The 15,324-nt window shown below is 39.9% G+C and carries 15 protein-coding genes; 3 read left to right on the top strand and 12 right to left on the bottom strand.

All coding sequences use genetic code 11. The annotated features are described in order from the left end of the window. The first annotated feature begins 17 nt into the window (after nt 1–17). Nucleotides 18–1,514, top strand: coding sequence for a GH3 auxin-responsive promoter family protein (locus V6R21_RS14300; protein ID WP_334244304.1), 1,497 nt, complete (start codon nt 18–20; stop codon nt 1,512–1,514). 61 nt (nt 1,515–1,575) lie between these two features. On the opposite strand, the gene gldC is transcribed toward V6R21_RS14300, so the two are convergent. Continuing rightward, the gene (gene gldC, locus V6R21_RS14295; protein ID WP_334244303.1) at nt 1,576–1,917 is read right to left on the bottom strand and encodes a gliding motility protein GldC; all 342 of its coding nucleotides are present in this window, start codon (nt 1,915–1,917) and stop codon (nt 1,576–1,578) included. Between the two features lie 146 nt (nt 1,918–2,063). On the opposite strand from gldC, the gene V6R21_RS14290 reads away from it, so the two are divergent. Beyond that, nucleotides 2,064–2,366, top strand: a complete 303-nt coding sequence (locus V6R21_RS14290) for a putative quinol monooxygenase (protein ID WP_334244302.1) — start codon at nt 2,064–2,066, stop codon at nt 2,364–2,366. Nucleotides 2,367–2,409: 43 nt separating this feature from the next. Here V6R21_RS14290 and V6R21_RS14285 read toward each other — a convergent pair whose 3' ends face one another. The 11 genes from V6R21_RS14285 to lptB form a co-directional block, all read right to left on the bottom strand. Beyond that, a complete protein-coding gene (locus V6R21_RS14285; protein WP_334244301.1) occupies nt 2,410–2,784 on the bottom strand; it encodes a nuclear transport factor 2 family protein in 375 nt (124 codons plus the stop codon). A 96-nt stretch (nt 2,785–2,880) separates the two neighbouring features. Beyond that, nucleotides 2,881–3,237: a 6-carboxytetrahydropterin synthase QueD gene (gene queD, locus V6R21_RS14280; RefSeq protein WP_334244300.1), complete on the bottom strand. Its 357-nt coding sequence runs from the start codon at nt 3,235–3,237 to the stop codon at nt 2,881–2,883. A 122-nt stretch (nt 3,238–3,359) separates the two neighbouring features. After that, nucleotides 3,360–4,007, bottom strand: coding sequence for a hypothetical protein (locus V6R21_RS14275; RefSeq protein WP_334244299.1), 648 nt, complete (start codon nt 4,005–4,007; stop codon nt 3,360–3,362). A 221-nt stretch (nt 4,008–4,228) separates the two neighbouring features. After that, on the bottom strand, nt 4,229–4,636 hold the full coding sequence (locus V6R21_RS14270; RefSeq protein WP_334244298.1) for a hypothetical protein: 408 nt from the start codon (nt 4,634–4,636) through the stop codon (nt 4,229–4,231). Between the two features lie 220 nt (nt 4,637–4,856). Continuing rightward, a complete protein-coding gene (gene holA, locus V6R21_RS14265) occupies nt 4,857–5,882 on the bottom strand; it encodes a DNA polymerase III subunit delta (protein WP_334244297.1) in 1,026 nt (341 codons plus the stop codon). Between the two features lie 105 nt (nt 5,883–5,987). Then, nucleotides 5,988–6,965, bottom strand: a complete 978-nt coding sequence (locus V6R21_RS14260) for a hypothetical protein (protein WP_334244296.1) — start codon at nt 6,963–6,965, stop codon at nt 5,988–5,990. A 133-nt stretch (nt 6,966–7,098) separates the two neighbouring features. Beyond that, entirely contained in the window at nt 7,099–8,997 is a 1,899-nt protein-coding gene (locus V6R21_RS14255; protein WP_334244295.1) for a cytochrome c oxidase subunit I, read from the bottom strand. A gap of 54 nt (nt 8,998–9,051) precedes the next feature. Further along, complete coding sequence (locus tag V6R21_RS14250) at nt 9,052–10,077, bottom strand: cytochrome c oxidase subunit II (RefSeq protein ID WP_334244294.1); 1,026 nt, start codon at nt 10,075–10,077, stop codon at nt 9,052–9,054. 402 nt (nt 10,078–10,479) lie between these two features. After that, complete coding sequence (locus tag V6R21_RS14245; RefSeq protein WP_334244293.1) at nt 10,480–10,944, bottom strand: deoxycytidylate deaminase; 465 nt, start codon at nt 10,942–10,944, stop codon at nt 10,480–10,482. 74 nt (nt 10,945–11,018) lie between these two features. Next, a complete protein-coding gene (locus tag V6R21_RS14240) occupies nt 11,019–12,548 on the bottom strand; it encodes a GH3 auxin-responsive promoter family protein (RefSeq protein WP_334244292.1) in 1,530 nt (509 codons plus the stop codon). Between the two features lie 318 nt (nt 12,549–12,866). Beyond that, entirely contained in the window at nt 12,867–13,610 is a 744-nt protein-coding gene (gene lptB / locus V6R21_RS14235) for an LPS export ABC transporter ATP-binding protein (protein WP_334244929.1), read from the bottom strand. Nucleotides 13,611–14,081: 471 nt separating this feature from the next. Between lptB and rsgA the strand changes: the two genes are divergently transcribed. Further along, entirely contained in the window at nt 14,082–15,137 is a 1,056-nt protein-coding gene (gene rsgA / locus V6R21_RS14230) for a ribosome small subunit-dependent GTPase A (RefSeq protein WP_334244291.1), read from the top strand. Nucleotides 15,138–15,324 lie beyond the last annotated feature (187 nt).

Here is a 15,324-nt window from a genome sequence, read left to right as displayed (position 1 = left end):
AATAAAAAGAGACTGGAATGGGGATTAAATCATTGCTAAGCAAACCGCTTGCGGCTTATGTAGCATGGCAACAGAAGAAATGGTCATTGGCTCCTGAAAAATCTCAGGATGAGGTATTTGCCTCCCTGATTGCTGGAGCAAAAAATACAGCGTTTGGAAAAGATCATCATTTTGATCAGATCAACACCTATGAAGACTTCAAGAAACATGTTCCTATCAGGGATTATGAAGACCTGAAGCCTTATATAGACCGTGTAGTTGCAGGTGAAAGCGATATCCTTTGGAAAGGGAAACCAACCTATTTTGCAAAAACCTCAGGAACTACCTCAGGAGCCAAATATATTCCAATCACGAGGGACTCTATTCCCAATCATATCAACTCTGCTCGAAATGCGATGCTTTCCTATATCCATGAGACAGGAAAGTCTGAGTTTTTGGACAAAAAACTGATCTTTCTTTCGGGTAGTCCAAAACTGGATAAGAAAAACGGCATCCTTACAGGTAGACTCTCTGGTATTTCCAATCATTTTGTTCCGGCATATCTCCGTACCAATCAAATGCCTAGTTATGAGACGAACTGCATTGAGGATTGGGAAGATAAATTGGATCATATCATAGATGAAACGCTGAAAGAGCCTATGTCCTTGATTTCGGGTATCCCGCCTTGGGTTCAGATGTACTTTGACCGAATTCAGGAGCGTACCGGCAAACAAATCAAGGATGTATTCCCTGAATTTGAACTGTTCATTTATGGAGGTGTCAACTTCAAGCCATATGAGAAAAAGTTATTTGAGTCTATTGGTAAAAGAGTAGATACAATAGAGACATATCCTGCCTCAGAAGGGTTTATTGCATTTCAGGACTCCCAAAAGGACGAAGGACTACTCATGCAGCTTAAGTCTGGTATCTTCTTCGAGTTTGTCCCTGCTGAAGAGTTTTTTGACGAAAACCCTACCCGACTGAGCATTCATGATATCGAAGTAGGTAAAAATTATGCCTTAATCATCAACTCAAACGCTGGTCTTTGGGGCTATTCAATTGGCGACACAGTCAAATTCGTCAGTAAATACCCACATAAACTTGTGGTAAGCGGCAGGATCAAGCACTTTATTTCTGCTTCTGGTGAGCACGTAATTGGGGAGGAAGTAGAAAAGGCTCTACGATATGGCATGTCCAAACACCCTGAGACCGAAGTACTGGAGTTTTCCGTAGCACCTCAGGTAAGCCCAGCTGAAGGGCTTCCTCATCACGAATGGCTCATCGCATTTGAACAAGAACCAAATGATATTGAACAGTTTGCAAAGGACATAGACAGCAAACTCTGTGAACTGAATTCATACTACGAAGACCTGATCCAAGGAAATATCAATTGCACACTGAAAATCACCTCCCTACAAAAGGATGCTTTTCAGCAGTATATGAAATCTATTGGAAAGCTTGGTGGTCAAAATAAAGTACCAAGGCTCTCCAATGACAGGAAAATTGCAGACGCAATTGTGCAATGGAAAAAGTAAACAAAAAAGGCAGAGAAGGTTAATTACCCACTCTGCCTTTTTATACTTATCTGTAAGAGGACTACTCTTCTTTGTTTCTTGTTTCTTCAATGTGCTTGGCAAGCTTCTGACAAAGTGCCTGCATTTCCTTTGCCATCACCTGATCACCTGTGGCAGTCATAATGGTATTGGCCATATTGCCTATGGTATCGATTGCAAAGTACTTCATTTCATCTGTGGTCATTTCCTTACCCCACAAGCCAATTGCAAGTGTTTCTCTATTAAGGTGATCCCAAAGTGAGATGTTTACTGCTCTTGTCTCTGACAGACCTACGTGAGGGGCGTCAGTAGCTGCCCACATGATTTTTTCAGGTACGTTCTGGTCGTCCAGTTCTACTTTGAATCTGATATCTGATTCTCTCATTGTCCAGTGTAATAGTTTGTCAATTATATAATCAGTTCCCTAATCGGGTACCGGATATTCCGATTTGAGGTGCAAAGATCGTAATTTTTTCTGAAGACTGCTGCCCCAATCGCAAATACATACTAAACAACCTAAAACAAACCAATATGTTGGTAAGAATTGTAAGAATGACTTTTCGGAAAGAAGAAATCGATACCTTTCTTTCCGTCTTTAATGAAGCCAAAAAACATATCCGCTCATTTGAGGGGTGCAACCACCTTGAGCTGATGCGAGATATGGATAAACCTAACATCCTGATGACATACAGCTATTGGGACAGCCCAGATGCTTTGGAGAAATATAGGCACTCCGAGTTGTTTAAAAGTACTTGGGCTAAAACAAAAGTACTTTTTGATGACAAACCCGTTGCCTATTCAGTAGAGCGGGTGCAACTTGTCGTGCCTGAATAAACAAAACCCTGACAGTTTTTACATATCTGTCAGGGTTTTGTATTTACAGTACCTTTATCTTATCGAGTGGAATCTTAGCTGTATCAAATATGATAGATAAGGCTGTAACCTTTTTATGGCCATCAATCTCAAATATACCTACACACTCAAACTTGGTATTCTCCCCATTAGTCAACTCCCATTCAAATTCGAAGTGACCTGCTAGCGTATTCCCACTCTCATTTTCAAAGACATTGAGTAATGTGGTATTTGAGAGATTGGTATCACCATTGAGTGCTTCTGCAAATCTGGTAGCAGTCATTTCTCCATAATGTGGAGCAGAAACAGAAGCATTTTCGGCAAACAGCTTCATGATTCCGTCATAGTCTGCCTCATTGAGTGCTGACAGGAATGATTTGACAATTGATCCATTTTTCATATTGTAGCGCTGATTGGTTGAATTGTTGACTAATGCTGCATCAACAGCTACAATAATTTACGACCTTTTTACCATTCCTGCCAAAATACAACTCACTTAGCTGCCTGCATATGAGCTGCCGCAATCCTTGGTTTCCCAAACCTCTATCCTACTCAGCTGGGGAATCTCAGGTTTAATACGCTCCCAAATCCACTTTGCCACTACTTCACAAGTTGGATTCTCCAGTCCTTCAATCTCATTGAGGTAATTGTGGTCAATTAGAGCCAAAGTCGGCTTAAAACACTCGTCAAGAACGTTAAAGTCCAACACCCACCCTTTCTGGCTTTCCAATTCACCGTCAAGAAACAATACTGCTTTCCATGAATGTCCGTGAATACGCCCACAAGGGTGTCCCTCTGGCATATAAGGAAGCCTGTGAGCGGCTTCAAAAGTGTACTCTTTAAAAATCTGCATAACTGTTCAAACACTAATTGAAAAAACCGAAAAAAGGAAATTCCATCGCTGAAATTTCCTTTAATCATTATTTACAGGTATGAGGCTTTACACACCTTTATGTATTCTATTGAAATCACTGATTACAGACGGTCTTTCTTCATTGAGATCACTTTCTGCTGCAGCTCTTCCACTTTATTTCTTTCTGTCACCAACTCTCTTCTAAGCTGGATTTCTTTTTCTTGTGCTCTCTTTCTGATTGACTTCAGCTCTTCCTCTATCTTTTCAGCCTCTTTGCGTTTTTCTGAAGCTAATTTATTACTGCTCTTGAACTTAAGTACAGCAACAGCCAACAGAATAATCAGCACCAAGATAACGATCATGTTAAACGTTACATAGCTTGGCTTGAGCATATCAATACCCAAAACATTAATGTAATCGCTTTGAGCCAGTTCGTTCTTCTTCGTCTCAAGTTCCTTGTTCAGAGACTCAACTTCACTGCGTGACTCAGTTAATTTCTTATTTGATTCTATAATCTCATTGCGTTCCGCACCCAATGAGTCCTGTACCTGCCCCCAAAGAGCATCCAAGTCTTCAGGTTTGATCAGCTTCCACTTTTTCCAAGTATTGGCTTTCTGCTTCAGTGTCTGATATTGCTGTGTCAGCGTTTCAGGCTGCTGTTCAGTAACTGACTCTGTAGTAGTTTCTGTCTCCTGTGCCGAAACTGAAGTAGAAGTGAATACAGCTAGTGTCAATAGAAATAGGATTGAATAAATTTTAATAGACCTCATAGAAAATAATACTTTATGATGGCGCCTAGATAATTACGCCATAATTAACAATCAATTTTTCAGATCAACAATACCTTGAAATGATATTATCATAACATCCACTTTTTAGCAAAAAGGATGCTACTAAGTCTTAAAAAAAACAAAAAACATCCCGATGTATGGGCTTTTTTTAATATAAATGGGTTGACACTTACAAAGTCAACCAAATTTTCAGATAGAAGCTAGCGAATAAGTACACCTTTCTTTCCAATGAAAGGTAATGGGATTGTGTTTTCCTGCGTAATCTGTCCTGGTTCAAATGTAAATTTCTTATCCAACAGTCGACCATTCTCATAAAAGCTTACCCAATATTCATTGTGCAACACAAACAGGTCATCTTTGATCGGTTCAATCTTTCTGAAAGAAAGTTTAGGCACATCTTCCAAAAAGTATCTTAAAGTTGATGTTTTCACATCTCTGCCGTCTACCTGACCATACCCTGACGATGAGACCAATACGGTTTGGATTTCATGCTCTTTCATGTTGAACAGGTAAATACTCCATTCCAGTTCACCCTGATGCTCCTCTTCAATTACTGCTACAATTGCCACATCCTCAACTGGTGGCGTTGGTTGAATATCTTTTTTCATCAATCTCTCAATTATCGGGAACTGTTAACAATAATAGAATTTTCTTTCCAATACTATTGTCGTCAACCCTTGCAAAACAAAAATCACTCTTGGTATAATTCTATAGTTTAGAAAAATTAAGAATTATAATCACTGAATTAAGAAGACCTCTGGATGAATATTTATCTCCAGAGGTCTAAAAGGCAACCGAAAGTTGCTTTATATTTTTGTGCTAACGCGTTTAAGCATGCATAATCTTAAATACAAGTTCTTTTAACAGCTGACTCTCTGAAGCGACACTTTCTACACCTTTCGACTGTAAATCTGCCTGATGCAAATACTTGATAATATTAAGTGTTGTATTCAGTGGATAGTTTTGGGAAGCCAACATATACTCAGAAACGAAATATGGATTTACCCCCAACAGCCTAGCCAACTCATTTTTAGGAAGACTCCTATTCTGATGTACCAACATTACTTTTGAAAAGTAAGAGAACAGCATCGAGATAATAGGTATAACCGGGTTATTCTTGGGATTTGCCTCAAAGTAATTCAAGATCTGATTCGCTTTGAAAACCTCCTTCTTACCCAATGCAGACTGCAACTCAAATACATTGTATTCACGGCTTATACCTACGTGTTTTGAGATCATTGTTTCAGTGATCTCCACACTGCCGTCCTCATAATTGAGCATCATCTTGTCCAACTCATTGGCAATTCTCGCCAAATCATTACCAATATGATCTGCCAACAGCCCTACTGCCCTATCCTTGATATTGAAACCTTTCAGCTTGCAATGTTGCTTGATCCAGCTTGGTACCTTATTGTCATACAGCTTTTTGGAATCAACGAATACTGCATGCTTTTCAAGGGTCTTTTTCAGCTGTGAACGTCCATCAAGGGACTTGTTCTTGAAAGCAAATACCAATACTGTCGAAGGTACAGGGTTTTGAGCATAGGTAATCAACTGCTCCTGCGCTGCTTTTCTTCCTATATCCTGAATTCCTTGTGCCTCTTTGACAATCAGTACTTGTCTCATTGCCATCATTGGAAAGCGACGTGCACTTTCCAGTACTTGATTCATGGTAACATCTTTACCGTATACCACAGACTGATTGAAGCTACGCTCAGCCTCAGTCAAGGCATTTTGTTCAATAAATTCTGTAATGCTATCTATAAAATAAGGCTCGTCACCCTGTAGAAAATACAGAGGAGCGAACTTCTTTGCTTCTAAATCCTTAAGAACAGACTCTGCTGTTTGTGCCATAGAGGTCAAAAAAAGTGAAAAATACCCTTTAATTAATGCAATCTGCAATTTACACCTTGTTTCTTAAATAGAAAAAAGTGCTTGCCAGAATAACGCTAAAATATGTTATTCTTTACCATATTGATATGCTTCCTGTACTGAAAAGTACCCACTAAGCACTTTTCCTTTGGTAGGATCCATGCATTCGATGGTCACCAAACCATCCGCTCCTGCCGTCAGGCTAATGAAGCTTTTTATAGGTGTCAGCATTGTTTCAATTTCCTCATAGGTTTTCCCAAAGTACGGGTTATCCTCACATTCTAGCTTGTCATTGATATAAAAAGGGTTAGGCACATTTACCTGCGTAGAATCATTAAAAATGTACGATTGAGGGTACTCACAAAATGGATTTCCTTCAATGGTTTCCATCTTATTGTCAAAAGTGAATGGCTCAAACTCAAACCTGTAATCAACATTATTAGAGGAAACCAACCCCACAGTATCTGCATACACATCCTGTGACAGGGATCTAAGACCAGTATAGTCTGCATATTGGATAGTCAAATACTCTTGATCTCCTAAGAAGCCTATCACGACAGTATTTAAGAAAGTATCCTGTTCTGACAGATATGGTGCCTGCGTTCTTATAATCTCCCTTGTACTGGTCTCCAGCTCACTCATGGCATTCTCATCCCAAGTCTGTCCCTTACGTGGCGGTACAAGTAGCTTAATAAAAGGCAAGCCTTTTTCAACTTTCACAACCCTTCCCTTATCTACATAGGCATACCATGCAGAATCAAGTAACCAAGACTCCTCATCTCCAGTCCTTTTGTAACGCAGCATTTCATAGGTTTCAATTCCTTCAAGGCTTGAAAATGACGCTCCTATTTTTTCTTTCAACTGATATTGAAAAAGACTGTCATACCCACCTCCTAGCTCTCCACCTAGCTCTGCTACCTTACGCTCAGTAACATTATAGTGAACATAGCGTCCTTCCTCCAAAGGGAAGTAACTGGACTGGATCGAGTAATTTGGGTCTTCAACTGCTCCTAGGTTACAAGCACCCAAAAGAAGCATTATTAGCCAATAAAAATACCTTCTCATATATTAAAAAAACTGGTTTCAGTCATGTTTCTATCAAGGGCTAAAATAGTAGGTTCAATGCTAGTCTACAAAAAAATAAAAGCCCCACAATTGAATTGTGGGGCTTCATTTATATCTGAACTATCACTGATTCTTAGTGAAAGTCTTCATTCTTGTAAATCTCTTCTCCAAGCTTCTTCAGCTCAGGCTCCAAAGCGATCAGGTCTTTCTCACCTTCCAAGTTAGACTCAGGAGTTTGAGAGAAAGGAATGTGCTGAGGAATGTGGTCACCAAAACCGTCCTTGTCACTACCCGGCTTAGAGTAGTCGTAAGGCCATCTGTAAACCACTGGGATAGCACCTGGCCAGTTACCGTGACCGGGAACTCTTGGAGTTGTCCACTCCAGTGAGTTAGCACCCCAAGGGTTCTTAGGAGCCAATTTACCTTTGAATATACTGTAGAAGAAGTTGAACAGGAACAACAACTGTGCACTCACTGTAATGATTGCTGCTACTGAAATAATAGCGCTCAAGTCAGTGAAAGACTGCGTAAAGTCGAAGTTCGTGTAAGAGTAGTATCTTCTTGGGAATCCTGCAATACCAATGTAGTGCATTGGGAAGAATACCATGTAAGCACCTACGAATGACAACCAGAAGTGTACATAACCCAACTTGTCGTTCATCATACGTCCGAACATCTTAGGGAACCAGTGGTATACACCTGCCAACATACCGAAGAATGATGCAGAACCCATTACAAGGTGGAAGTGAGCTACTACGAAGTAAGTATCGTGCAGCTGGATATCCAATGCAGAGTTACCAAGGATGATACCTGTTACACCACCAGAGATAAACAATGATACCAAACCGATAGAGAACAACATCGCTGGAGTAAATCTGATGTTACCTTTCCAAAGCGTTGTAATATAGTTAAATGCTTTTACCGCTGAAGGTACCGCAATAATCAGAGTCAGGAACATAAATACTGAACCTAGGAATGGGTTCATACCTGAAACGAACATGTGGTGCGCCCATACGATAAACGATAGGAATGCAATACCCAACATTGAACCGATCATCGCTCTGTAACCGAAGATAGGCTTACGAGCGTTCGTTGCGATTACCTCTGAAGTCAGACCAAGTGCTGGCAACAGTACGATATATACCTCAGGGTGACCCAGGAACCAGAACAAGTGCTGGAACAGGATTGGGCTACCACCTGTGTTGTGAAGCATTTCACCTTGGATATAGATATCCGAAAGGAAGAATGAAGTACCGAAGCTTCTGTCAAAGATCAGCAACAGTGCTGCTGAGAACAGTACAGGGAATGACAGTGTACCGATAACCGCAGTAATGAAGAATGACCAGATTGTCAGAGGCAGTTTAGAGAATGACATACCTGCCGTTCTCATATTGATCACAGTTGAAATGTAGTTGATACCACCCAACAACTGAGATGCAATAAAGATTGCCATTGAAGCCAACCAAAGTGTCATACCATCTCCTGAACCTTGAGAAGCCTGAGGAAGTGCAGACAATGGAGGGTAGATTACCCAACCACCAGCAGCAGGACCAGTCTCCAAGAACAGAGAGATCAACATGATTACTGATGCAATAAAGAAGAACCAGTAAGAAAGGGCGTTCATAAAACCTGAAGCCATATCTCTAGCTCCTACTTGCAAAGGAATAAGGTAGTTTGAGAAAGTACCACTCAAACCTGCTGTCAATACAAAGAATACCATGATAGTACCGTGCATTGTAACAGCTGCCAAATAGAAGTTTGTATCCAGTTTACCAGCATCGTTGATCCAGTGACCTAAGAACGGCTTCAACCAAGAAAGGTCAGCATCAGGAAAACCTAACTGAATACGGAACAAAAGAGACAATGAACCACCGATCAATGCCCAGAAAATACCTGAGAACAGGTATTGCTTAGCAATCACCTTGTGGTCTGTGGAGAAAATGTATTTCGTCCAGAAGTTGCCGTGGTGCTCATGCTCGTCGTGATGAGCTTCCGGCTTTGTGTTTTCAATATCTAAAGCTACAGATGACATATCTATAAAAGTTCTTTAAACTGATTTACAATTTGATTCCTTCTCAGTTAGTGATTAGTTCTTAGCCACAGCTGCTTTCTCAGCTTTCTTGGCTTTCCACTCACTTACGTAGTCTGCATTTTTCTCAGACCAAGGTGTCTGAGAAGCAACCCATACTTCATATTCTTCTGGCTCTACAACCACGATTACTTTTCTCATACCGAAGTGACCGTAACCACATACCTCAGTACAAGCAAGTTCAAAGTTGAATTTAGGGTTGTTCAGTTTCTCTCTCATCTCCTTTGTAGTCGTAGTAGGAGTGAATTTGAATCTAGTTGGCATACCAGGAACGGCATCCATTTTTACTCTGAAGTGTGGCATGAATACAGAGTGAAGCACGTCCAAAGCTCTGATGTTCAATTCTACTTCTTTACCCTTAGGAAGATAGATTTCTCTTGCAGTGAAGTCATCGTAGCTGCTTTTGTCATTGAAATCAATACCCATTGAGTTTGTCGCGTCAACGTTTTTCACGCTGTACCTTCCCAGATCCTGATCTTTACCAGGGTATCTGATCTCCCAAGCAAACTGCTTACCCATCAGTTCTACTTTCACTGCATCGTCAGAAGCAGGTGAAGTAATTTCTGACCAAAGACTCCATCCTGACAATACAAGTCCTGTCATTACTAGCGCAGGAACGATTGTCCAGATGATTTCCAGCTTATCGTTGTGTGGATAAAAGTGTGCTGGTCTTTTTTCATTGTACTGATAAATAAATGGGAAGAAGAACAACAGGATGTGTGTAATCATAAATGCAGCGAATACTACACCCATTGTTACCCAAAAAAGTTGGTCTGTTTCTTTGCCATGAATAGAAGCTGCCTCAGGAAGGAAGTATTCTTGAGCAATACCGGAATACCAGAAAATGCCCCCAAAACCTAAAAAGAAAAGAATAGGGAACAGGATCGCGTTGATCTTGTTGCTGGTCCCGACCTTTTGCTCCGAATCCCCCTTGGCGATTCCTACCAATGTAATGATACGATACACCAAAGCGAGTACCGCAATTGTTAGAATCGTACCGGTAATTACTAATAAAGCTGTCATACTAATCCGAGTGTGAAGTTTGTATAAAACCTTTGATCAAAAATGTAAACACTATATATCTCGCATGTGCCCATACAGGAAAATCGCCCAAATATATCAAACATTTTCTAACCGAAGTGATTTTCATCATACTTTTTACCTATCAAGTATCATTATTTCTTTATTTTCAGTGACATTTTTTTGATCACCTCCATATTTCCTTCGAACTATCTACAAGTTGTCGCAGCTTTTTGTTTGCCGAGAATCAGAAGAATCTTTTCACTTTCGCTCAACACAGCTTACACACTATTTATAACAATTCGAAGTTCCCAAAGACACATAAAGCAATTTACCTCTCCTAAAAAAAAGCAGAAGCCCTTGTTCTCGGGACAGAAAACAAGGGCTTCTTTTTTTAAGATGGGCTTATGGCAATTGGATAACTTCCACTCCTGCTTTTTCCAGCAGCTCTAATCCCGAAAGGTCTCTGTAAGCATGCTTGAAGCAAAAGACTTTGACCCCCGCCTGCACGATCAGCTTCGCACAATCAAAACAACAGCTATTGGTACAGTACAATGTAGAGTTATCTGTAGCATAAGTTGACTTTGCAGCCTTAGTAATGGCATTTGCCTCAGCATGGAGTACTTCCGGTTTGGTGACCAGCACTCTGTCCAACTTCCCTGTCTCAGGGTTTTCAACCATCTTTTCAGTTTCACAACAGTTGTCGAAACCTTTAGGGGTTCCATTATACCCCATAGAAATTATGTTTCCATCCTTAACAATGATTGCCCCCACTTTAAGCCGCTCACACCTACTCAAGTCTGCAATTGCCTCTGCACATTGCATATAAGCAGTGTGGAAGGCCATTTCTCTTTCCTTTTTCATCATCATCTGCTGAATTTGTTGTCTGTTGTTCTTGTTAGCTTAAACAAGGAAAAGCAACCTCTACAGTTGCTTTCCTTCAATTATATTTTTACTGAATTCATCACCTCTATGAGGCTATCAATATGTTCCCGATTATTGGCTAACCTTGGCACTTTGTGTTGTCCTCCAAGCTTTCCTTTTCTTTTCATCCACTCATAGAACGTACCCTTGGGTGCGTTATGGATAATTGGCTTTATAAGTGCAATGTCCTTGTAACGCTTCGCATCATAATCAGAGTTAATTTCCCTGAGTTTAGAATCGAGTACATTGACAAATATATCCATATTCTCTGGAGAATGCTCAAATTCCACCACCCATTCATGCCCTCCTTGCTTCCCTGCTTCCAAATATATGGGTGCTGCCGAGAAGTTATTGACTAATGCTCCTGTAACCTGACACGCAGCCGTAATGGCCTCTTCAGCATTCTCAATTACAAGCTCCTCCCCAAATGCATTGATAAAATGTTTGGTTCGTCCTGTAATCTTAATTCTGTATGGTGAGGTTGAAGTAAACCTCACGGTGTCTCCTATATGATAACGCCAAAGTCCTGCATTGGTAGAGATAATCATGGCATAGTTCTTCCCCACTTCCACATCTCCTAAGTCTATCACTTTAGGGTTTTCTTTCCCCCACTCATCCATTGGGATAAACTCATAATAAACACCATAATCCAGTAACAGTAGCATCTCATCGGCGACATTTGTATCCTGAATACCAAAATAGCCTTCTGAAGCATTATAAACTTCCATATAATGCATATCAGGATGTTGTATTAACTTCTGAAATGAGTCTCTGTACGGACCGAAAGCAACAGCACCATGAAAGAACACTTCCAGACCAGGCCAAACCTCTGCAATACTGTTTTTGCCTGTTATATCCAGAATACGCTGAAGCAACACCAAAGTCCAAGTTGGCACACCTGCCAAACTCGTAATATTCTCATTAATGGTTGTTCTGGCGATCTTTTCTATTTTACTCTCCCACTCATCCATTAAAGCAATTTCAATACTGGGAGCACGCATCAGTTCAGCCCAAAAAGGCAGGTTTTTCATAATCAAGGCAGAAACGTCCCCATAATAGGTTTCATCATTAAGATGGTTCTGCTGATATGACCCTCCGATTCCCAAAGACTTTCCAATACTGAATTTAGTTTCAGGGTAGCGGTTAACATAAATAGCAAACATGGCTTTGCCAGCCTTGTAGTGGGTTTCTTCTAAGGCTTCTCCCGATACTGGGATAAATTTGCTTCTGGCGTTAGTAGTGCCGGACGACTTTGAGAAGCAGTTGATTTTAGTTGGCCACAACAGGTTTTGTTCCCCCTGCATGAGGCGTTCGATATATGGGTAAAGTTCTTCATAGGTAGAAACAGGTACATCCCTTTTGAAATCTTCCCCATTTCTTATGTTACGGTAATTATACTTTCTACCCCACTCAGTGTCTTTTGCACTTTTAATCAACTGCTGAAAAGTCCGCTCCTGCACTTCCAAAGGATTTTGCATGAAGTATTCCACTTCTTCCATCCTGCGCTTAAGCATCCAATTTACTGCGGAATTAAAAAGATGTATTGCCATAATCATTGATTCGTAACTTAGCTTTCAGTCTCCAGCCTGACTGCATTACATGTGTTTGGTAGTAGCAGAATCCAAAATTCAGCTTTTAACAACTGATTTCAGTTAGTATTTACAAAATGCATTAATCAAGCCGAATTCCAAATGACTGGGTTTGTCAATTGATTGTTCTATTCTTTTTTAAAGAGTGTCTCTATGGACTAATATTGGTTATTTCTTATTGCGAAATATATAAAAAGTACAATAAAAAAGGGATGTGAAATCACATCCCTTTCATTATTAACAAATCCTTAAACTCTCAATCTACTGATATATCATGATTTAAGAGTTAGAAAAATCTTTCTTTTTGTACTCAGCGTATTCCCCAAAGTATGCTTTTCTTACTTCAACATCATTGATCAATTGCTCTGGTGTACCTTCTTTGAATAGCTTACCACTTTGAAGGATATAAACCCTATCCGTAATCGAAAGTGTTTCCGTTACGTTGTGGTCAGTGATCAGCACACCAATATTTTTGTGCTTCAGTTTATAGACAATGCGTTGAATTTCTTCTACTGCAATCGGGTCCACCCCTGCAAATGGCTCATCCAACAAGACAAATTTAGGATCTGTCGCCAAAGTACGTGCAATCTCAGTACGTCTTCTCTCACCACCTGAAAGTGACATACCCAAATTGTCTTTCACATGCGTCAAACTGAATTCTTCCATCAGTTCCTGCGCCTTGTGTTTTTGCTCGGCCTTCGGGATTTTTCTCATCTCCAACGGAAGCAAAATATTTTCTTCCACTGTCAGGTTTCTGAATACAGATGGCTCCTGTGCCAAATAACCTACTCCCAACTTGGCACGCTCATACATCGGAAGCTTAGTGATGTCATTTCCGTCAAGATGAATAATACCATTATTCGGTTTGATAAGCCCAACTGTCATATAGAAACAAGTAGTCTTACCTGCTCCATTTGGCCCCAACAAACCTACAATCTCACCTTGTTCTACCTCAATTGACACATCATTGACTACAGTACGTGCGCCATAATGTTTAACTAGATTATCTGCCTTCAGTATCATATAAAAACCTCTGTTATCAGAATTTGGGAATGCTCCATACTTTCTTTCGAACAGCAACTGCATATCGCAGTAAAATACAACTGCCGAACCAAACCTAATGCTACAAAAAAGCATTAGTTAACTGGTCAAAAATAGTATAAAATTCCTGTCTTCTGAATTACCTAATCAAGACTAACTTTTTTTAACAAAATCAAATCTACGCAAAATCCTTTCTCTCTCATACATTTCACGTTGATCTTATCTATAAATTTTGCAATCCTATTTTTTGGAGTTAATTTTACATTGTATGACAAAATCAGTACTACATATCACTCTTCCAATAGCTTAAGGCACTTTATCCCTGCTTCTTAACAAAGCCGGATAAAGTGACACTCCTACCTTTTGCAGGCCTTATTCAAGACCTGCCCTGAATCATATTACCCTATTTTCCGCCAACAGACATTGTGTTGGCTCACCAAAATTCTTAAAGCATTGGAAAATCCATCTAAAGAATCATTAGGCTGGAATGCCTTTTTTGAAGCGCAAAGAAATCTTTCATTTGATATCGCTAGAGTCATATCAGAGCACAAAAATAATTATACAATCGTCATTCCCTCAAAAGGAACATTTAACGCTCAGATTACGGGCAAACTCCTATTCTGCAGTGACTCAACTACAGAACTGCCAAAAACGGGTGATTGGGTACACTGTACAGTGTTTGACAATGACACAGTATTTATTCACGAAGTACTGGAGCGAAAAACTGTTTTCTCCCGTAAATCCGTAAGTAGTCACGGTCAAGAGCATGTTTTGGGAACCAACTTGGATAAAATATTCATTGTACAAAGCCTCAATGAAAACTTTAACCCGAGACGGTTGGAACGTTACTTGGCTCAAGCAATCTCAAGCGGCATTACACCTGTGATCATTTTGAGTAAAGCTGACCTATGCCAAAATCTGGATGGGTACCTCAACCAAATAAAGGAGATCATTCAGAAAACAACCGTCATCCCTGTAAGTACAGTTACAAGCATAGGAATTGAAAAAATCAAACTGCTAATTAATACGGGTGAGACTATTGGCTTTGTAGGTTCGTCAGGAGTTGGGAAATCTACGCTTATCAATACGTTAACTCAGAAGAACGCTCTTAAGACAGGTCATGTAAGCCATTATGACAACAAAGGGAGACATACGACTGTCTCAAGAGAGCTCATACTCTTGCCTGAAGGAGGTATCCTAATGGACACTCCCGGCATGCGAGAGTTTGGCATTACGGCAGATGAAAATGGAATTGAGGAAAGTTTCCATGAACTTTCAGCCTTAGCTTCATCCTGTAGGTTTCAGCAATGTACGCATATCCATGAACCTGGATGTGCTGTCAAAGAAGCACTAGAAGATGGCTCCATCTCTAAACATAGATATGAAAGCTACATAAAATTAAAGCGGGAAGCAGAAAGGTTCTCAATGAACAATTTTGAAAAACGAAAAAAGGACAAAAAGCAAGGAAAGCTTTATAAGACAATGAAAAAAATCAAACAAAAAAGATAGTATACAAAACTCTAACCGGGTAGTTTTTCAAAAAAACTATCCGGTTTTTTTCTATTTCAAAAATGAAAACTAAATAAAAAATATTTATTTCGCGCTGACTATCATTTTAACATTAGCAGACGTAATTAAAATCAATGAGAATAAAGACAGCTTTCAGATGCTGTATGGCATTTTTATGCGCCTTTCT

The sequence above is a fragment of the Limibacter armeniacum genome (assembly GCF_036880985.1).
In the GTDB taxonomy this organism is placed as follows: domain Bacteria; phylum Bacteroidota; class Bacteroidia; order Cytophagales; family Flammeovirgaceae; genus Limibacter; species Limibacter armeniacum.
Note: the sequence above shows the minus strand (reverse complement) of the source record. Positions and strands in the feature narration are given on the sequence as shown.